This is a genomic window from Variovorax sp. 01N429 (assembly GCF_056399425.1).
Genome location: NZ_JBFTRG010000017.1, coordinates 37,305 through 57,715, shown reverse-complemented (window position 1 = coordinate 57,715; position 20,411 = coordinate 37,305). Strand labels below are relative to the sequence as shown.

Here is a 20,411-nt window from a genome sequence, read left to right as displayed (position 1 = left end):
TCAGTCCTTCTCGGCTTTGTCGCCTGTCATCCGTCCCCAGGCGATCGCGAGGCGGGCTCTCAGCGGCACGCGGGGCACCACGGCCGGCGCGCACAACGCCTGTGGTGTCGCGCTCGCGCATGTCGTCGAGGACGGAGAAACCGCCAGCAGGCGCGCGACCTCGCGATTGCCCAGCGTTTGCTGAAGACGCAGGACCGTGCGGGGTGGCAAGGGCCGGCCCCCACTCCCGGCTCTCAACGGGTCATCCATCCAAGTCTCCCTTCAGCGCGACTCGCCGCGCAGGATCAAATGGAACACGCCGCGTCGGCTGTCCAGCAGTTCTCGACGGCGGCTGGTGCCGGCAAAGGCCAGGCGCGCAATCAGCCGCGCGAGCGTACGTGCTTCATCCGCCGTGAGCCGCCTGTCGGCCCGGGACAAGGAAACCAGGAGGGCTTGGGAGTCTTCCAGCGTTTGCGTGGAAAGGCAGATCGCCAACGAGGTGCGCCTGACATCGATGGACCGCGCCGAAGATGGCGCCGCCTGCACGATGTCGGCGATCTCGCCCGCGTGGCCGGCCAGCCCAAGCATGCGGAGAGGAGACCGTCCGATAGCGAGCCAGGCCATCGACAACACAGCAAACACGAGCATGGCGAGATGCCATGGCGACATCGGCAGGCGCCCCTGCCACTCGCCGATCACGACGCCGGAGAGAATGAGCATCGAGGTCCATTGCGCTTCGGAGAGCCTGTGCCAGTAAGGCCGCAGCGCGTCGCCGCGCAGTTCCTCCAGCCAGATGCGCAGGGTCGAGTACGTGGCGACATACCACGACAGTGCCGTCCCGGGCGCCCAGCCTTGCAGCACGAGCAGCGTGCCGCCGCAGACGATGGCCAGCACCAGCAGCGATTCGAGGGCCTGCACCGGAAACAGGCGAACACCGACATAGCGATGCGGAAAGCCTTCGTCGGCATGGGCCTCGCTGTAGGCGACGCCGAACGCATGCGGCTTGCCATGGCAGCAACCCACCATCAGGCAGCCCTGGCGCCCGCACGCCAGGAACACGCCCAGGCCGAGTGCCGTGAGGTCAAGGTACGGCAACACCGGCAGCCCACGGGTACGGAGGACCAAGGCGCAGCACGCGAGGATCGCTATTTCGTGGTGGTAATAGACGAGCGACTCCCTCCCGGTGAGCACCTTGGTCGCCATCGCCAGCGTGAGGAACACGATCGCCGCCACGCCAAGCAGGCCGCACAGCACGGTACGCGACAGACCCGTCTGCCCCGCCAGCCACATCGCCAGCGAGGCGCCGAGCACGAGACCCGTCATCCCGCACACCTGGAAGCTGCTCCAGTCGCGGCCCAGCAGCCGCATGCGCGGTCGCGGCCAGCCGGACGGTGGACGGCGGTTCACCGGGCCCCCTTCAGCAATTCAAGCACCTGGGGATCGGGCTCGGTCGCGCGGTGTCGTCGCAGTGCGTCGATCGCGAGCGGCGTGCCGGCACGAAGCAGGCCGCGCACCGCGCTTGCGCGCGACGCCGCCACAGGACTTGCAAGCAGGCCCATGATCGCCGACTGCGCGGTCGCCGCGCCACTGCCCTGCCCGGCCACCCGATCGCCCAGCAGCACGGCGGCGTGATTCACGAAATCCGCGTTGCCGCAATCCAGCACCTCGACCAGCGCGGAGATCGCCTCCTCCGTGTCGATGGCGGCCACGGCTTCCATCGCGCCCGGGAGCACGACCGGATCGCGTTGGGCCAAGGCCTCGCGGAAGGCGTCCAGCACTCCCGGCAGGGTCGAAGGCAAGGCAAGCTCCCGCAGCAACAGCAGGATGCGCCAGCGCCCGGTCGGCCCCAAGGTGCGATCGCCCAGCCCCCGCAGCAGCAACGGTGCAGCCGCAGGCCCCTGCGCCCGGAACCACCGGAACGCATCCTCGTAGATCGACGCGGCATCGCTCGCAAGACGATCGAGTTGCGCGTCACCCTGTTCGGCGGTCATAAGCTGATCCCCATGATTTCCTTGACCTTCAGCACGAAGAAGTCCTTGTCGCGCTGGAGGATCTCGTCGTTGGCATCGACGCGTCGCTTCAGCTCCTTGAGCACGGCCCTCGCGACATCGGGGTGCAGGACGTCCTTCATGACTTTCAGCCTCTTCACGATGTTGTCATCCGGATGGATCCCGCCGGACGGAAGCTCCTTGCCGCCGCCTGGCGGTACACGATATCGGCGCTGCCAGAGCGACGCGTAAATTTCGGTTTCGGGGTATTTGTACGCTTCGAAGAACTTCTGCGGGTCGCCGATCACTCGCTTGCGCTCATCGGCGGACAGCGGCGAAAGTGCTGCGTCCATGATTTCGCTCGAATAGGTCGTGCCGTATTGCAGGTGCCCCGCCATCTCATGGGCAAGGTTTTCCCATACGTTCTTCGGGTCCAGTTCGGCGATCTGAACCCACGACATGCCCACCGTCAGCGTATTGCCGTTCTGCGAGGCATAGAAGCCGCCCTTGAGCGCTGCCGCCGGATCGAAGTTGAACGTGACGCCCTTTGCAACTTTTTCAAGCTCGGTGCCCTTCACGCTCGCCACCACGCTGGCCCATGCGGCAGCGGCACGCTTCTTCCATGCCGGCTGGTCGGCGGTGTCCCAGGACGTGGTCGGACTCGCCTTGAGGCTGTGTTCATCCACGTCCTTCTTGACGACGTCCTCGAGTTCCACCTTCGGCGCCTTGGCCGGCGGTGGCAAGCCCTTCTTCTTCGCTTCGTCCTCCGCTTCCTTCTTGAGGCGAGCCTCCTCGGCCTTGCGCTTGTCCTCCATGTAGCCGCCCTGGAGCTTGCCCAGGCGCTCGATCTCCTTTTGTCGTTCGCTCTTGCCGCACCGACTCAGGCGCAGTCCGGTCCGGATGCGCGGCACGGCGTTCCTGCGCACATCACCCGTGGACGTGCGCGTCCGGTCCCAGAGCGACTCGACCGCTGCGGCGGCCGAGCGATCGGCGTCCGCTTCAAGCCTGCCCGCGCCGTCGTTCGATTTCGTCATCGGGCTCGATGCCGTGCTGCTTCCTTGCTGGACCACATGGGCCAGTTCGTGCGCGATCAGGGCGTCCCCCGCGACCGTGCCGGGCCGAAATTCCCCGGCACCGAAGGCGACATGGCGGCCGACCGTGAACGCGTGCGCATTCAGTTGGTCCGACAACCGCGCGCCCTTTTCGTCCGCATGCAGCCGCACATCCGCGAAGCTCGTGCCGAACACCGGCTCCATGCGGCCGCGCACGTCTGCCGGCAACTGCCGTCCTTCGCCCAGTTCCTCGTGAATCGATCCGGGCGGCGTCGCCGCACGCGGCCCGCCGGGACGTGCCTTGAAGAACATGCCGCCGAAGGCATCGAGCATCTCGCCGCCGGGCATGACGCCAGCGGGCAGGTCCTGCGGAATGCCGACCACCTGCCCGGTGCGGGCAAAGGTCACCGCGCTTCGATGCACTCTTGCGGCAACGATACCGATGTAAGCGTCGGCGCTTGTCGCGTTGCGTGCCTCGGGGGCATAGCGGCGAAGCGAGACCTCGATTTGCGACGCGTTGCGCTCCGCGTAGTAGTCGAGCCAGTGGTCGATCCACGGACAACCCTGCGAGTCCCGGCCAGTGCCGCTCAGACCCTCGTCGACGGCATTGCAAACGGACTCGCGCAGGCGGGCCAGGAATTCGCTCTTTCGCATCTGTCCGCGCACGACGGTCGCATCGTCCTCTGCCAGCAGGTGCGAAGCCTGGTCGGCGGCCGGCTGCTGCCCCTTTTCCTGCCCTTTTTCTTGCGACAGGTCCTGCACAGCGGCAGGGGGTGGCGCGGGTGCCTTTGCGGGCGGTGGCTCGTCCTTGGGCGCGCGCCTGATCGTCGGCACACCGGCCCCGGAAGCTGCCGACCATCCTGTCTCGGGCAAGCCGTGGAAGTCGCTGCGCCCCACCGCGTCGGCAATGCGGTGTGCTTGCACTTCGGCCGCATCGTCGACCCGTCCCACGGGCTCGACGAAGCTGCGATGTGGCAGGCCGCGCGCCGCCGTCGAACGGTTCGCGGCCTTCGAATCGGCGGGTGCTCTCTTCGTGGCCATGCCTACCTCCTTCGCCCGCCCGGCTGGGCAGGTCGTCGCCCGCCGCCGGCCAGCGCATCCGCCAGGGCCTGGTTCGCGGCCTTCAGCGTCGGGCCGCTGTGCTTGTGCAGCGGCGCATCCTTCTTTTCCCAGGCCACGGCATTCGGTCCGATACCGTCGTTCTCGGTCATCACGATCAGGTGGTTCGATACCCAGAAGTGCTTTCCCTGCCGCGTCAGGTGGGCCAGGGCGTGGCCTTCATCGATCTTGTTCGCGGCAATGTCCGTGTCGGTCGCGCGCACGGCCACCACGAACTCCCTGAGCGAAGCGCCAGCTTCCACCATCAGGTGTGCGCCGAGCAGCGCGTAGCCCGTACAGACCAGTCTTCGCACACCGAACACCGAGAGCTGGGTCTTGTAGAGCTCCGACACATCGACCACGTCCATGTCGGCGAGCGTTGCCACCTGTCCATGGAAGAAGAAGGCACTTGCATAGTCCGTGTAGGCCGCGAACACTTCGTCGTTCTTCTTGCCTTTGAGTGACTTGAAATAGTCCTCTGCGTTGCCTTGTGTCGGTATCGGCTTGGCAGCAACCTTGGCCTGCGCCATCTTTGCGCGCACCGCGAGTTGCTTCTCGAGCAGGTCCGCGTAGAGCAGGAACGCATCGAAGCCCTGCACCACCTTGCCTTCGCCGAAGACGACGCCGAAGTCGTGCTGCAGGTTGTGCGCTTCGCTCGTGAAGGTCTTGATCTCTTCCTCGCTCGGCGCCTTTCCGCGCGCGGGCGCATTGAGCGCGAGAAAGCTGCGCAGCACGAAGATCACGTGCTCCATGGCCTTGGGCGTCTCGGTGTCGCGCGACTGGATTTCCGTGATCTGCTTGCCGATCGACTTGACGCGCTTCTCGACCTCGTCCTTCGCGTCCGCAATGGTGCCGGGATTGGACTGGGCCCCTGCGAGCGCCGTGGCGATGGCGTCGGAGTCCTTCTTGATGTCCTTCACGTCCACGAAGGCGCTGGCCTTCACGACCAGCTCGTCGAGTTCATTCGATGCGGTGATCGCTAGGTTCAGTGCGTGCTTGCTCGCCAATGCGTCGTCCTGCGGTCCGTACCCGGTCTTCGGGTTGTTGGCGACCTTAGTCTGGTCGAGCACGTCCTTGAGCTTGGGCCGCAACGGGTCCAGGGCCTTTGCCCCGGAGAGCGCACTGGCCTTCGTCAACAGCTGGATGGCCGTCGCGACGTTGGTGGCTTGTTCGTTGTCGAGCTTGCTCACTCCCTTGATGTCAGGGACCTTCTGCACCTTTTGCTGCAACGAGACCCACTTGTCGACGTCGCGCAGCCGCTCGCTGGCACCGGCAATCGAATCCTGGCGCTCTTGCGCCGGTGACAGCTTGACCTTCACTTGCGGACCTGCCGCGGCCTTTTGGCCACCGCCACAGCGCTGCAGGCTGAGCCCCGAGCGCATGCGCGGCCTGGCCTGGCTGCGCAACTCGGAGAACGATCCCGCGCCCCAAAGCGCCGCCGCCGCACCAGCCGCCGAGCGGTCCGCGTCCTGCTCCAGCGCTTCGGTCGAGGCAGCCGCTCCACGCGCATCGGCGCGCCCATCGAGCGCCGTCGCCGCATGCCCCTGCTGCACCACATGCGCCAGCTCATGCGCAATGAGTGCATCGCCTGCCAGCGTGCCCGGCTGGAACTCGCCGGCCCCAAAGGCCACGTGCGGGCCCACCGCGAAGGCACGCGCATTGAGCCGGTTCGACATTCGCGCGGCCGCGCCATCCGTATGCAGCCGCACGGCGGCGAAGCTGGTGCCGAACGCGCCTTCCATGCGCGAGCGCAAGCCGCTGCCAAGCGACTCTCCGCGCCCGAGTTCCTCGCGCACGGAGACCGGGTCGGCGGCCTGTGCGCCACCCGAGCGCGCCTTGAAGAACATCGCGCCGACACCCGCGAGCAGGCCGCCAGCAGCGCCTCCGGCCGGCGCTTCCTCGGGCAGCCCGGTGACTTCTCCCGTATTCGCCCATCGCCGTGCGCTGACGCTGACGCGGGCGGAGACGACCCGGATGTATTGCGAGGCGCTCGATGCGCCGGCTGCCTCGGGTGCATAGCGCAGCAGCGCGCGCTCGATGTCAGCGGCGCCGCGTGCTTCGTAGTAGCCGAGCCAGTGGTCGATCCACGGACAACCCTGCGAGTCGCGTCCGGTGCCGGCCAGCGCCGCGTCGACGGAGGCGCAGATGCCGGCGCGCAAGGCCTTCATGAATTCGCTCTTGCGCATTTGTCCCCGCGTGACCTCGGCATCGTCCGCCACCAGCAGCACAGGTGCCGCATCGGTCACGGCGGCTGCGGGCTGGGGTGCACGCGCAGGCGCGGCCGGTTCCGGCGCGGCAATCGGCGCTTGTTCCGCGACCGCCTTCGGTGCGCGACGGATCGGCGCACCCTGGCCGTCGGGCCCACTGGCCGCGGACCATCCTCCCTGCCTCGGCGGATGCCAGCGCCCGCCGTGCAGAACTGCGTCCGCGATTCGATCGGCCTCCTGCTCGAATGCATCGTTGGCAGGACCGACGGCCTCGCTGAATTGCGACACGCGAGCGCCCGGCACGCCACCCAACGCACCGCGCTGCGGGCTTGCTGCCTGGACTGCGGTTCTATGGGACTGGCTCATCGTGGCGCATTTCTCTCCGCCGTATCGCCTGGGCTTCAGCCGGGAGGACGACCGGGCGTGTTGTTCGTTCCCGGCACCGGCACCGGCACCGGCGCGGGTGCCGGTGCCGGCACTGGCGCAGGCGTTGGCGCAGGCGCCTGCACCACCGGATCCGAGCACTGCCACCAGTATGGTGCGAGCGTGCGCACCATGCGGCGGCACCCGCAATTGTCGATCGAGACTACTCTGCCCTGGCCGTCGACCGTCGCGATCGCGAGCACCACCCACGGCTCGGTCGGACACGGCGGACATTCCGGGATGGTCGTCGGCTTCGCGAATTGGTCGAGGCTCGGCGGCTTGGCGTGCGAGTCGGGGCAGGCATCGAGCACGCATATTTCATAGCCGTCCTGCCAGCGCGAAAACTCGCAGCTCGTGTCGTCGCAGCCGCAACCCACTGGCGCCACGCGAACCGGCCGTGCAGGCACTTCCTTGTAGCGAAGCGCAATGTAGAGCGGCGCGTTCCCGGTGCGACCCGTGTCGACGGTGCGATCGGGGCACAGGGGATCGATCACGACGTCGTCGCAGGCGTCTGCGCCACCGGACGTGCAGCGCGTGCGAAGGTCGAAGCAGACGTCCTGCTCGATCACGATCTCGTCGCCATACGGACCCAGGATGTAGCCGGGATGCACGATCACCATCCACGGCTTGCTGCTTATCTCGACCTTCGCGCCGCACACCACGCCCCAGCCGTGCAGATAGCGATTCATGCGGCGCAGCTTGTTGCGGAAGTACTCCTGGCCGAGCGTCAGGTCGTCGGGCGTGACAAGCTGGCGCGGAAAGAAGCGCGGCCGCTCGATGCTTCCACGGCCGGTGATGCCGCCCGCCGATGAGGTGGACGTGCATCCGCACCCGCCTCCGCACCCTCCGCCGCATCCGCAGCCGCCGATCGACTTGGTTGCCGTCATGGTGGACATGTTGCTTCCTTTCAGTTCTTGCCGGAGCGGCGGTTGGGAGCGTCGTGGCTGAGCGCCAGCACCAGTTCCCAGAGCAGATCGAGGCTGTAGACGATCGGCCGCACCGAGATGTCGATGTCCGAGGGCTCCAGCGTCTTGTCCGTCGCGGGAAGATGAATGTTGGCGAGCGTGATGCAGCCCGGCCCGCTGTCGCAATCGCAGGGCGCGCTGACCCATTCGACCAGCGCGCGGTAGTTGATGTTGTTGCCCTTGACGAGCCCCTGGATGACGGAATCGAGCGGGATGTCGGGCGCCTTGCCAGCTTGCAGCGACAACGAGTAGCCCTCGCGGATCGCGCCCGGTGAACAGCGCGAGGTGGTGTCGCAGCCGCCCGACATCACGGGTTCGGGGTCGGCCTTGCATTCCTCGTAGCAGACGACGAGGTGCACCCAGTCATCGTCGCAATGGTCCTCGTTGCCGTAGTTGCTGCCCCCGTTGTTGCCGGATGGCGCGCCTTCGGGTGCTGCGCGCGCAGGAATCGCGAGCGGCTTGCTGCGCGTCGGCACGACGATCTCGCGCCCTTGCCTGTCGAGCGCGAGCCCGGGCAGCACGACCACGCTGTGCTCGTCGTCGCCCACCTGCACGTCGAGCCCGCACACGACGCCGAAGCCGTCGATCAGCCGGTTGCGCATCCATTGCTTGCGCTTGAAGTAGGCCTGCTCGGATTCGAAATGACGAACGTCGAGCAGTTGACCGTAGAAGTAGCGCGGGCGAGAAAAGCTTCTCAGCGCATCGCATTCGACCGAATCGTCTTGCATGTCGTTTCTCCTGGTGTCCATCAAAGTTGTGCGCCTTCGCCCACGCGGCTGTCCATGCCGAGCCGCGCGCGCGGCTGCCCGCCCAGTACCAGGGCGCCATCGCCCAGCAGGCCCGGCTCGGCCGGACCGCCACCGAGCAGGGTGTCGATGCCCAGGCAGGCCTGGTAGCCCACGCGCAGGCCCGACTCGATCACGCACAGGTCGTAGAGCGTGTGCGCCGGCTTCTCGCGTTCGACGATGGCGCGCACCTCTTCGAGCTTGCCGGCGCAATGCAGGTCGCCCGGATAGAGCCGCACAAGGAAGCGGTAGGCGGCCGCCTCGAAGAGCGGCGTTCCGAAGTCGTCCTGAGTGATGAGTTGCGAGCGGTCGAACGTGGCCGTGGTGCCGACCACCGCGCCCTGCGGCTCGGCGTCTGCGAGCACGGTGTTGAAGCCGAGGATGGAGTCGCCTCCGTCCGTCCAGGTGCCGGCCTCGCCGGGTTTGCACGACGTGGACGGCGCGGGCAATCCCCACCAGGCCATGGCCTGTAGCGGCTCGTCGATCAGCGCGCGCACGCCCGCCTCTTCGCGCAGGGTCTCGCGCAGCCCCGCGACCGTGCCGCGCCTGGCGTAGCGTGCAAAGGCACTTGCGATGGATTCGCGCTGTGTTTTTTCCGCCTGCACTTCGGGCAGCGGCAGCGCGAGGAAGCCGGCCAGCCAGGGCAGCGCATCGGGCGGTGCCGCGGCCGGGTCGAGTAGCGCCGGCAGCCCGTCGACCTTTGCTTCGAGCTCGTCAAAGAAGCTCTCGAAGAGGCTCAGATAGCGCTGCAGGAAATTCCCGCATTCGCGGGATTCGCGGTAGATCGCAGGCAGCGCCAGAAGGTAGCTCGTCTGGTCGAAGTCGACCCGCGCCTGCGACAGCACCGGCGTCGAATGCAGTTCGTTGGCGAAGCGCGCGCCCAGCCAGAGCGCCTCCTGCTTCGAATCCCCGGCGAGGTCGATGAAGAAGTCGGTCACATCGCTGCCGACTGCGCGCCACGGTGCGCCGAAGATGCCTTCCGGCGATGGCGGCGGCGGTGGCGTTCCGCGAGCGCCGGTGAAGGCGAAAAACTGCACATGGCTGCCGTCAGGGAGGTCGATGTCGGCATGCAGGCGGTTCCAGTCATGCGTGAGCGTGTCGAAGTAGATGGCATCGCTCCAGAGCCAGCCTTCGGTCGCATGGCTGGCGTCGAGTCGCAACCGGAAGGGCGCGACGCAGCCGCCGGGCGACACCAGCAGTCCGCCCGCGCCGTCAGACGCAAGGGCTGCCACCGGCCCGTCGTAGTCGGCCGCGTCGCCCACGTACCGGTACTTGCCGGCCTGGTCGCGTTGCCACACGGCAATGCGCCGACGGTTCGGGTCGCCCAGGTAGATCGCGCCGTCGATCACGGTGAAGACGCTCGCCGCCGCGATGCCGGTGACCACGACCTCCACCAGGGCGTCCTGCGAGAAGACGCACAGCTCGTGCGTGGACCCGTCGAGCACGTACACCCACTTCCTTTCGCAGGCGACCGCGCAAGGGTCGCCCGCATGGCCGCTCGCTGCGACCATGTCGCCGAAGGCAGGCTGCTTGTCGGCCGAAGTGCTGAACAGGTCGACGCGTTTCGCTCCGGTATCGACCACGTACAGGCGGCCTTCCTCGTCCAGCGCCAACGAAAGAGGCGTCACGAATCCATCCAGCACTTCCGACAGTGCCATCGAGTCCAGGTCGAAGATCTGCACGCGGCCATTGCCGGCGTCCGCCACATACAGCGCATGCCGCTTCGGCGCGATCGCCAGGCCCGAGGGACGGTCGAACTGCGCGTCGCCCGATCCGTGGCCGCCGATGCAGGGCGCGGGGTCGACTTCTCCGAAGCAGCCGTCGAGGCGGCAGATGTCGTCGTTCGCCGGATCGCTGATGTAGACCGAGCCGTCCGCGTCGACCGCGAGGCCTGCGGCCGGTGGCTGCGTGTTCGATGCTTGCGGCATCGCCGGTGGTACGCCGTCGAAGGCGGGCAGTCCCGGGAGGCGCAACGCACCGTCCTCGCCGAGCGTGAGTCCTTGCCAGTGAAAGCGCGGCCAGAGGCCGTCGTCGTTCAGGTGGCGGAAAGGATGGGTGTCCTGGTCCATGGCATTCATCCCTCGACGCCGATCCAGTCGATGGTCCACAAGTCACTGGCCTGCTTGGCCAACTGCGCTTCGAAATCGGAGGCATTCGTCGGATCGGGGTCGTCCGCGGATGGCGGCAAGGTCGAAAGCAGCGCATCCGGGACCAGCAGCGAAAAGCGGAAGCCCGACTTGTCCGCAGCCAGCAGCATCACGAAGCCATCGACCAGCCGCATCACCTTCTTGCCCTTCACATCGAACGTGAACTCGCGGCTGCCCATCACTTGCGCCGAATAGCAGGGTGCGGTGCGGAAGGCGGCCTCCGTGGTGTCGACGGCAGCGACGAGCTGCACCCCGAAGCCCGAGGCGCCGCCGCCCGACACCGTCCAGTCGAGCTTGTCGGTGGCCCCGCTGGCGACATAGGGCTGGGCCGCAGGCCGCGCGTTGCGGCGCTGGGCCAGCGAAAGCGGCTGCTCCAGCTTGCAGTTGAGCACCTGGGCGCGGGCGAGCCGCAGTTGCGTGCCGTCTTGCACCGCGTCCCGGAGGATCGGGTCCTTGGGCAATCGATCCGGCGCCGGCCCCAGGCGAACCCAGCAGAACACCGGTGTCTCGCGCAGGCGAATCGCCCCGGTCGGCGCGCCGCAGACGCCTTCGCGCGTCTCCGCCACGTTGAGCGCGCGTTCGTCCGGGTACGACACGGTCAGGTCGAAGAACACCGGCGCGCCGAATTCGTCGCCCGCAACCGGCGGCACGGCCAGCACCATGGCATCGGTCAGCACGATCTCCCGCCCGGCCGAATCGATCGCATAGCCGGGTTGGATCGACACCTCTCGATCCCCCTTGGCGCCGCTGACCGCGAAGCCGGCGCCGATGCCCGGCTGGTGCAGGCTCTGGTTGTGCAGCCAGCGCATCTGGCGATTGAATTCCTCCACGCCCTGCAGATCCGAGGCGAACAGGCGCTGGCCGTTGAAGAAGGTGCTGCGCTCGACGAAGCGGGTGTCACCGATGATGGATAGGGTCATGAGTTCTCCGGGGAAGTCGCCGGCGCAGCGGACACGCAAACGTCGTAGGGCGCCTGCGCCGGACAGCCGCGAGCGGGGGAAAACTCCTCCTGGCAGCCGATCCAGCGCACCACGAGTTGCTGCTTCTGCGCGAAGGTGGCAAACGCGCGCGGAAAGTCGGTGTTGAAGCGTGTGATCAGGGAGAGCGTCTCGGGACGGAAGCGGTAAGGCTCCGTGCTCTGGATGAAGAAGATCAAGTGGGCGCCCGCAGGGTCCAGGATGAGCGGCAACACGCTGCGCGACTGGAACTGGCCGGTGAGCAGGTCGAGGCCATAGGCGGTCGCGGGCGAGCGACCATCGAGCCCCTCGAGCGTCTCCATGCGCACCAGCGGCTGCCAGAGTGACGGGAAAGACAACTGCACGGGCGAGGGCAGGCTCACCGCGGCGGGGCCGACGATGCCGCCGTCGATCCAGCCCTGGTCCACGATGCCGTCGCCGTGCTCCAGTCCCGGCAGCAACGTCAACAGGTTGCCTTCGATCTTCTCGACATAGCCCGGGTTGGAAGCGTCGGCATGGTGCGTGAACACCCCGACCACGTCGCCTTCCCGGAAGGCCACGGTGCCGTCGACCTCGACGTGCGTCGCGTCGGCCGGGTCCACGGTCTTGACGCCCGCGAGATCGCGCCAGTGCACCGTCGCCAGCCTGTCGCCGGGCGCGAGCGCTCCAGGCGATTCGGACAGCACGACCTGCGTGCCACTGATGCTCACGACCTGCACGACCGCACCCTCGTCGACCGACGCATCGCCGGACGGCACGCGCATCACGCAATCGCCGGCGTTCAAGGCACCGGCCTCGGCAATGGCGACATTGGCCGGGTCCGTGTCCTGCGAAACGACGGTCGCGATGCGCGGAAAGCGGCCGACCGCAAGGGTGTCGAGCCGTGCCGCGCCGACGAGCGACCCGTCCAGCGTGAGGACCTTGTCGGCGACGCTCGCAACCGGCACTGCCGTTGCGAACTCGTCCGCTGCACGCAGCGCCACGAAGTCGCCTGGCAGCGCCGCCTTTGCGCGACCCACGGTCACCTTGTTCGGAATCTTCGAATCGAAGACATCGACCGTGGTTGCTGTCTGCCAGTTCACGCCGACGATCACGGAGCCCGCCTTGACCGCGAGCGCCGTGCTCAGCTCCAGTTGCTTCTTGCCCTTGTTCACCTGCTCCACGACCGCGACGTGCGCCGGATCGTCCGACGCGGCCACGAAATCGCCGACATCGAAAGGTCCGACGCTGTCGACCCCGACAGTGCTGCGGTTCTTGGGCTGCAGACTCTGGATCGTGATGCCGGCGGCCAGCGGCGCGACGCGCGCGAGGCCCGCGATCTCGGCGGCGCTCGGCACCGGCTGCACTTCGATGATGGCCCCGCCATGGCTGGTGACCTTCGGCGTGCTCGCGAGCGGAAGCGGGAGCTTGTCGCCATCCAGCAGCACGAGGGACATGCCGAGTTCGACACCGTGCGTCGCGGGCTTGAGCTCCAGCACGAGACTGGCGCCGTCGGCCGATGTCGAGACGGTCTTCACATCGGCGGCACCGGTCATGCGGGCGACCATCAGTGGGTCTGTGGCCTTCCAGCCGGCGAAGGGCTTGCCGATGGTGAGCTTGCCTTGCGACACGCGATCCACGACGGCCAGCGCACTGTCGGCGGTGCGTTGCAGCACGTCGCCCTTCTTCACCGGCAGCGTGGCCGTGAAGGCCGCCAGCACGGCGGGGTCCTCGGGCAGCACTTCGAGCACGGAGGCCATGCGCGGCAGATTGGCCACTGCGAGCGTCGTGACGCCCGCTTCCACCGGCAGCGTCGCGGCGAGCGTGAGCTTGTTGCCGGCGAAAGTGTCGATGCGAACGACGGAGCCTGCCCGCGGCCGCAACTGCGCGACCACGTCACCGACCTTGAACGTGGCCTGCGGGTCCACTTCCACCAGCAGTCGATCTCCGACGCCGCGGGCGATCGAAGCGACCCTTCCCGTACCGAACCACGCGCTGTTGCGACGCCGCGCGATTTCGGTCATCAGCAGCCGGAAGGTGAAGCCGTCCGCCGCCGGATCGGCCAGGCTCGGAAAGAAGGTCGGCGCGAACTCGGCAGTGGCCAAATCCCAGTCCTGCGCCTGCAGGTTGGCAACGTAGCGCGGCGTCTGCGTGAAGCCGCTCGCCGAGGTGTCGATGTGCGTCTGCACCCCGACCACCTGGCTCTGGATGCCGCCCTTGCCGTCCGGCCGCTCGACCACCCAAGGCTCCCAGGGCGTGTCGCCCTTCACAGTCTCGCCGCGCGCAAGTCGTGGGCGGGCGATCGGCCTGGCCTGCGTCGGCACAAATTTGTCGTCGAGCACGCCGTCGCCGAAGATCGCCAGCATCACACCGTTGGCGGGGGCGAAGGATGAACGCGGAGCCCAGGCCAGTTCGACATCCTGCTCCAGCAGCTGCGTGTCGGCGGATGGACATCCGGCGTCGAAGGGCACGCAGCATGTGGACGCGCGCGACGGGGCGGCGTTCTTCATGCGAAGTACCAGCCAACTCGGCGCCGTAGGCACGGCGATGCGGCGCGCACGCTGCAGGATCAGCTCGCGTCCGCGCGCGTCGTAGGCCAAGCCGCAAGCGACCTCGACCGTCTGGCGGTCGCTGTCGGAAAACTTGACTGCGAGCCCGAAGGCCACCCCGCCGGTGGAATGCAGCGCGCGGTTGTGCAACTGGCGGCGCAGCGCATCGAAGCGCTCCTGGTCGCGTGCATCGACGCTGCGCAAGGTCTGGCCCTGCCAATAGCGCAGCCTTTCCAGATCGCGGCGGTAGGGAGTCGACATGGTCAGGCCACCTCGATGTTGTGCGGCCCCGCATCGACCAGCCAGGTCGGGCGCAGGCAGACGTTGCCGCAGGTGGGCGCGCAGCCCTCGGCGATGAGTTCGAGCGACAGGACGTGATCGACACCGGGCGTCTGGTCGATGACCTGCATCACCTCGGCGCGGTAGACGTCTCGGCCCAGCGGCCAGCCGGTGCCATCGGGTCCGCCGCCCAGGGGGTCGAAGAAGGCATCGAGCGCCTGCGCCACTTGCGCGGCAAGCCGCTTTGAGTCGGTGCCCTCGAAGGCCTTGAGCGTGGCGTGCACTGCCACTTCCAGATAGCGAGGGCCCGCGACCACCACCCGCGTTCCGATGGTGCGCCGCGCCTCGATGCGCACTGCGATGCGCTCGATGAAGCCCATGCCCGGAACCGGGCGGGACAGCGGCAGCGTCGGCATCACGATCACCGTGACCATGCCGGGCGCGTTCACGCATTGCAGCGCCGGGTAGAGGTTGGGCCGGGCGATGGCACGCGCCACGCGCAAGCCGGGGGTCTCCGTGGCGATGGCCTCGAAGTCTTCGACCGTCACGGCACGCAGCCGGGCTTCACGAGATGCGATCGCGCGTCCGATGGCATGCGTGAGCGTCTCGGCATCGGCAGCGGCTTCGACTGCAATCGGCGCGTCGGCGGCGACGCGCCCCATGGCGCTCGCATCGGTGATGAAGGCACGGTTGTGCGGCGTATCGGCCAGCCCGGTGAGTTGCGACAGCGCGGGAGCCGGCTGCGTCGCTTCGTAGCTAGCGAACACCTGGCAGCCTTTCGGAAACACCCTGCCCTTCTCGCCATCGCCGGACACCACCTCACCGCGGGTCGAATCGAGATGGAAATGCGCGTCGGCGCGGGTGGACGCCGCGAAGTCATCCACCTGATTCCATTCGCGGTATTGGTCGTTCTCGACACTGAAAAGACGCAAACTCGATTCGACCAATGGTCGTTGCCTCAAGGTGATGCGCTGGCCGGGCTCGCCGGTGCCGGTGCCCGCGAGCGAGCCTTCGATGACGAGCAGGCCCGGCAGGGCCGCGGTCGCGGCCTGGTAGGCCAGCAGGACGAAGGCAGGAGCGTCGGGCGCAGTGTCCACGGACAGCGCGACGATCTGTCCCTTCTGCACGGTCAGTCGCAGGCCGGTGGACTGGCCGGGCGTCAGGCTGCCCGTGACCACGGTGCCCATCGCGATGGGCCACGAAGTCGTCACTGGCACCGACTGCACGAGTTCCACGCCGTTGGACATCAGCCGGGTGGCGCGCGGCGCGTCGTCGAATGCGCCTTGATCGAAACGACAGCGCACCCAGCAAAGCGCCTCGGCGATGCGCCCGAGCGCCGCCGATTTCATGCCCTGCGTCGGGCGCAGTCGCACCGAACCGGTGAGGCTGAAGCTGCGCGTGTCGTCGACGGCCTCCAGCGCAAGCCAGGTGCCTGAAGCGCCGACGTCCGCAAGGTATTCCCACGCCACGCGCGCGCCGTGATGCACGAGCGGTCCCGTGGCGTTCTCATCGGCCGCGATGCGCGCCCGCTCGGCGAGGCTCGCTTGCGCACCATCGATGCAGAAGTAGAGCTGCGCCCAGGCGCCGACGGGCAGGGCCTGGTCGAAGCCCAGATAGAGCTCGGCGCCAGGCACCGCGTCGTCGCCGAACAGCGCGATGCTCTCCTGGCGCGTCCATGCCGCGGTGAGATTCTGGAAGCCTCCGGCGTCCTTGCGTTGAACGGCGCGCAGGCCGGCGGCGACCACGTCGATCGCGGCTTTCGAGCGCAGCAGCACGGGCGTTCCGTCAAGCCGCGTGCCCGCGAATTCACTCCCTGCAGGCAGCGACACCGGACTCGCGCCCGCGGTGATGCGCAGCGCACTCGCCACGGTGGCAGGACGCGGTGGTTCAGGGCGCACACCCATCAGCGCGAGCAGCCGCAGCTTCTGGGCGTCGGTCAAGCGGTTCAGCCGGTAGATGTCCATCTCCGCCACCCAGGCGAAGAGTTCCATCAACGTGATGCCAGGGTCGGATGCGTTGTGGTCCGTCCATTCCGGCGCATAGAGCGGCACGAGCGCGCGGCCCTGCTCCACGAGGTCGGACCAGCGGCGATCGTCGAGGTTGGGCAATGCGATCGACATGATGCTCAGGCTCCCGATTCGTCGATGCGCAGCACGATGGGCCCGGCCGCGACCACTTCGTCGTCCGCCACCCGCACCGACTCGCCCTGCGGCACGCCGCCGATCACGAGGTCGAGCGATTCGATGTAGTCGACGCCCGGCACGCGTTCGAGTTCGGCTGCGACATCGGACATGTAGACATCGCGCCCCAGGTCCCACCCCGTTCCGTTCGGGCCGCCGAAGACCGGATGCAGGAAGCGTCCGAGCGCATTGCGCACGCTCTGCTCCACCGCGCCGGCCTGGCTCGGGTCGACCGGCGTGATGCTCGCCGTGACGCCCACCGGCAGGTAGGTCGGGCCGGTGACGTGAATGCGACGCAGCGCCGCCAGATCGGCCGGCGCGCGCGCCTCGATGTACTTGCGCACCTGCTCGCGCAGACCGAAAGAGGGATAGGGCTGCGCATCGAGACTGCCGGGCACGATGAGCACGGTGACCCATCCCGCGAGCGTCTGCCCGGAGGGGCTTCGGCCGGGGATGGCGTGCACCATCTTCACCGCCGGCGAAGCCTGCACGGCGAGCGTCTCGTAGTCGGCCGGCGCCACCGCGCGGCCGCGATGCCGCACCGTGCGCGGACCGCGATCGAGCACCGCCGACGCGGGCTCGCCATCGGCGCCACCTTCGGCTGCGCGCGGATTGAAGACATCCTGGATGCCGGGCACCACGCCCAGCAACTGCTTGATCGCGCCGGCCGCCACGTTGCCCTTGGAGCCGCCGCCCACGCTCACCTCGCGCACGAGGATGGCCGCGCTCGCCGGCGGCACGCGGCCGTTCTCGCCGTCGCCGAAATCCACACGCCCGCTGCTCGCATCCAGCGCGTAGTGCCGGTCGGTCGGCGCGGAAAAGAAGAGCTGTTCGCGCCGAACCCACTGGACCCAGGCTTCGGTCACTTGCTTCTGCCGGTTTCGCACGAGCCGCAGCGGCCCGATCGCAACCTGCGTGTCGGTGGACTCGCGCGCCAGCAACTGCTCGAACTGCGCCAGCACGCTGCCGTCGCCGTTCCACAGCTCCATGGCGAGGATGCGCCATTCGACATTCGCGCGGGGCCCGCCGAGCTCGCGCACCTCGATGCGCTCGCCGTCGAGTACCGGCGTCTGGGTGAGCGCAAAGCGCTGGTTGGGCGTGCCGTTGCTGGTGCCGAGCGGCAGGTCGTGCAATGTGTGCCGCTCCGAAGCCCACACCGCGTTCGGAAAGAGCGAGGTGAACGCCGGCTCGCCGGGCGGCCCGTCTTCCTTCAGCCGCGCACGCAGCCAATGGTGGGGCGCGTCGAAGCGTGCAAGTTCGCTGTCGTCCGATTGCGCGAGCACGTTCACGATGCCGGGGCGACGCAGGTAGCCGGTCTCGTCGTCGGCTGGCGTGCGCGTCCATTCCAGTCCGTCCCAGTATTCCCACACCAGCGCAGGACCCAGCGGTGCATCTGGCGCTTCCACCACGTCGAAGAAGAGACCGAGCTGGTCGACGGGCGGCTGCTTGTCGAACCCAAGATAGAGCGCCGGCGTGAGATCGCGCACGCGTTCGAAGGGCGCGAAGGTGCTCCCCGGCCACATCGCCTCGGCGGTGCGCTCGACGTAGGCAAAGTCGTTGTACGCCAGCACGCCCTCGGCATGGAAAGGCCCGTACTGCCACGTGTAACCGATGGCGAAGGACGCGAGCACCGGCGGCTGCGCAGCGACGTAGGTGAAGGTGTTGCTGGTACCGACACCCGCCGCGTCGGTCTTGAAGCTGATGGTCTGCTTGAAGCCATAGGAGCCGCTCTGCAGGCGCACACGCACCCAGCGCGCCTCCTGTTCGTTGACCTTGACCGGCGTCATGTCGATCGGCACGGTGAAGTCGATCACCTCGGTGCGATCGAGGTCGAGCTTCGAGTCCGCGAAGTTCGACGTCACCGCGAGTGGCGCCCACATGCGGCTGTTCCAGTATTCCCAGTCCACCTGGTGCGCGAGCGCCGTCGAGCCCGACACTGCCCCTTCGTCCTGGGGCGACAGCGTGCGCGCGATGTAGATGCGAACCTTGGCCAGCGGCTTGCCGAAGGCTTCCTCGTTGGCGAAATAGAAGGCGGAGCCAGGTTGCGGTTGTTGGCCGAGCGGATAGAAAGGCTTGCTGAGGTCGAGCGCCGTCGCATCGGCGAAGGCCTTGTCCGCCGCGAGCCCTTCGACGGAAAGCGTCAGGTCGACCTTGGGCCGCACCGTCGATGCGGCCTGCGCGGGACTCCGAAGCTCGTCGGGCGCCGAGAAGGTGATGCCGGCGAAGGTCGCATCGAACAGATACGTGCGGCTGAAATTGACATTGGGGATCTGATAGATGCCGTCCGCCCCGGTCGGTGAGGAGGTGTACGCCGCGCGCGTCGGGTCGGCGGGGTCGGTCAGTCGCACGATGGCGCCCTCGACGGGCCGACCCGCTGCGTTGCTCACCACTCCGCCAAGGCTGCTCGGTGGGTTCGGCGTCGGCGCTGCCTTGCTGTAGGCGAGCAGGAGCGACGCCTCACTTGCCACGGCGGGCGCAGCGACCGCCTTGCCCACGGCGATGCGTCCGCGCAGCGCGCCGTTGACCGTGCTCGACAGGCGGATGGTGTCGACCTCGGGCAGCGACTGCCCCGGGTCGGGCGGCAGCGGTTCAGTCAGCCGCGCGCGCAGCCAATAGCCGTCGCTGCCGTTCACCTTCGTCTTTGCGGCCGATGCGCAATCGGTCTCGAGAACGAAGCTCCCGCTTTGCGTGAGTCCGTCCGTGCTGTCGAAATCCGCGGCGGCCGCCCCACCGCACTCGGTGCTGGTCGCAATGAAGCCGCGCCAAGTGGCGCCGTCCCAGTACTCCCAGACGATGTCGAGCCCCGAGGTCGCGCCGTGCTGCAGTTCGAATTCGACTGAAAGCCGTACCTTGCCCGACAGCGCAAGCAACACCGGATGCGACAGATACAGCTGATGCGGCGTCGGCCCGCGCAGGCGCGCAGCGAAAGGCTCGACCGGATCGCCGCGCAGGAAGGCCGCGGTGTGGTCGATGTATTCGTCGCGGCCCGGCCAGAGGCTCACGATCTGCACGATCTTCCCTGCCGTGACGCCGACCGCGCGTTCGGTCTCGTAGAGGATCTGCTCGCTGCTGCCGGGCGGAGGTGCGGCACCGACGGGTGTTCGGGCCGGGGCCGAGCCGCCGGTCGCCTGATCGTTCAGCTTGAACACGACGGGCGCGCGCGCCGCCTGCGCAGGCACCAGGCTCAGGCCGGCGATGTCGAGGAAGCCGAGCTTGAGCTTGGGCGGCACCTGTTCGAGCCGCTGGGCCACCGCTTCGAGGTAGCGCGCAACGATGGCGGCCAGGCCGACACCGGCGCTCTTGTCGGCCGCGAGCCACTCGGGCGTATAGCCGACGCGGCGGGCGAGGAGGGCCGCGAGCAGCGCCTGCGCGTCGCGGCGGTCCAGGTCGACGGTAGGCTTCGTGTTCACTGCGCGGACCCTTCCTCGAGGTAGAAGGGATAGACCAGGTTGGCATGCGAGTTGGTCGCACGAACCCGGTAGCTCATCTCGATCAGCACCTTGCCCACGCTCGCCACATCGGCCGTGGCAACGACGCTGTCGACATCGATGCGCGGCTCCCAGTCGATGAGCGCTTCCATCACACGCTGGCGCAGCGCCTCCAGCGTGGAAGGATTGAGCGGCTCGAAGACGAACGCGCGCAGCCCCGCGCCGAAGTCCGGCCGCATCACGCGCTCGCCGGGGTCGGTGCCGAGGATGATGAGAATGGCCTGCCGCACGTCTTCGTCATAGGCGGCCGTGGCCGTCTGGCCGGCATCGACGCACACCGGAAAGCTCCAGCCCTTGCCAAGGAACGACGACGTGAGATCGATCCGGGCCATCGCA

At 68.0% G+C, this 20,411-nt stretch carries 13 protein-coding genes; all 13 read right to left on the bottom strand.

What is annotated here, in order from left to right:
• From AC1DSF_RS24405 to AC1DSF_RS24345, 13 genes are read right to left on the bottom strand one after another with little or no spacing between them, the layout of a single operon-like run.
• On the bottom strand, positions 1–249 hold the full coding sequence (locus AC1DSF_RS24405; RefSeq protein ID WP_478183589.1) for a hypothetical protein: 249 nt from the start codon (positions 247–249) through the stop codon (positions 1–3).
• A 12-nt stretch (positions 250–261) separates the two neighbouring features.
• Positions 262–1,386, bottom strand: a complete 1,125-nt coding sequence (locus tag AC1DSF_RS24400; RefSeq protein ID WP_478183588.1) for a prolipoprotein diacylglyceryl transferase family protein — start codon at positions 1,384–1,386, stop codon at positions 262–264.
• Positions 1,383–1,970: a HEAT repeat domain-containing protein gene (locus AC1DSF_RS24395; RefSeq protein ID WP_478183587.1), complete on the bottom strand. Its 588-nt coding sequence runs from the start codon at positions 1,968–1,970 to the stop codon at positions 1,383–1,385. The genes AC1DSF_RS24400 and AC1DSF_RS24395 overlap by 4 nt, the downstream gene beginning before the upstream one ends.
• Positions 1,967–4,060 (bottom strand): eCIS core domain-containing protein, encoded by a 2,094-nt coding sequence (locus tag AC1DSF_RS24390; RefSeq protein ID WP_478183586.1) that lies wholly within the window; start codon positions 4,058–4,060, stop codon positions 1,967–1,969. The genes AC1DSF_RS24395 and AC1DSF_RS24390 overlap by 4 nt, the downstream gene beginning before the upstream one ends.
• Before the next feature lie 2 nt (positions 4,061–4,062).
• Positions 4,063–6,690, bottom strand: a complete 2,628-nt coding sequence (locus AC1DSF_RS24385; protein WP_478183585.1) for an eCIS core domain-containing protein — start codon at positions 6,688–6,690, stop codon at positions 4,063–4,065.
• Positions 6,691–6,725: 35 nt separating this feature from the next.
• The gene (locus AC1DSF_RS24380) at positions 6,726–7,643 is read right to left on the bottom strand and encodes a hypothetical protein (RefSeq protein WP_478183584.1); all 918 of its coding nucleotides are present in this window, start codon (positions 7,641–7,643) and stop codon (positions 6,726–6,728) included.
• A gap of 11 nt (positions 7,644–7,654) precedes the next feature.
• On the bottom strand, positions 7,655–8,440 hold the full coding sequence (locus AC1DSF_RS24375) for a hypothetical protein (RefSeq protein ID WP_478183583.1): 786 nt from the start codon (positions 8,438–8,440) through the stop codon (positions 7,655–7,657).
• Positions 8,441–8,460: 20 nt separating this feature from the next.
• The gene (locus tag AC1DSF_RS24370; protein WP_478183582.1) at positions 8,461–10,566 is read right to left on the bottom strand and encodes a phage tail protein; all 2,106 of its coding nucleotides are present in this window, start codon (positions 10,564–10,566) and stop codon (positions 8,461–8,463) included.
• Positions 10,567–10,571: 5 nt separating this feature from the next.
• The gene (locus AC1DSF_RS24365) at positions 10,572–11,564 is read right to left on the bottom strand and encodes a hypothetical protein (RefSeq protein ID WP_478183581.1); all 993 of its coding nucleotides are present in this window, start codon (positions 11,562–11,564) and stop codon (positions 10,572–10,574) included.
• The gene (locus tag AC1DSF_RS24360; RefSeq protein WP_478183580.1) at positions 11,561–14,389 is read right to left on the bottom strand and encodes a hypothetical protein; all 2,829 of its coding nucleotides are present in this window, start codon (positions 14,387–14,389) and stop codon (positions 11,561–11,563) included. The genes AC1DSF_RS24365 and AC1DSF_RS24360 overlap by 4 nt, the downstream gene beginning before the upstream one ends.
• 2 nt (positions 14,390–14,391) lie before the next feature.
• On the bottom strand, positions 14,392–16,527 hold the full coding sequence (locus AC1DSF_RS24355; RefSeq protein ID WP_478183579.1) for a putative baseplate assembly protein: 2,136 nt from the start codon (positions 16,525–16,527) through the stop codon (positions 14,392–14,394).
• A gap of 5 nt (positions 16,528–16,532) precedes the next feature.
• Positions 16,533–19,997 carry a putative baseplate assembly protein gene (locus AC1DSF_RS24350; RefSeq protein WP_478183578.1) on the bottom strand — a complete coding sequence of 1,155 codons (3,465 nt, stop codon included), beginning with the start codon at positions 19,995–19,997 and terminating at the stop codon, positions 16,533–16,535.
• Positions 19,994–20,407, bottom strand: coding sequence for a GPW/gp25 family protein (locus AC1DSF_RS24345; protein ID WP_478124323.1), 414 nt, complete (start codon positions 20,405–20,407; stop codon positions 19,994–19,996). The genes AC1DSF_RS24350 and AC1DSF_RS24345 overlap by 4 nt, the downstream gene beginning before the upstream one ends.
• Between the last annotated feature and the right edge of the window lie 4 nt (positions 20,408–20,411).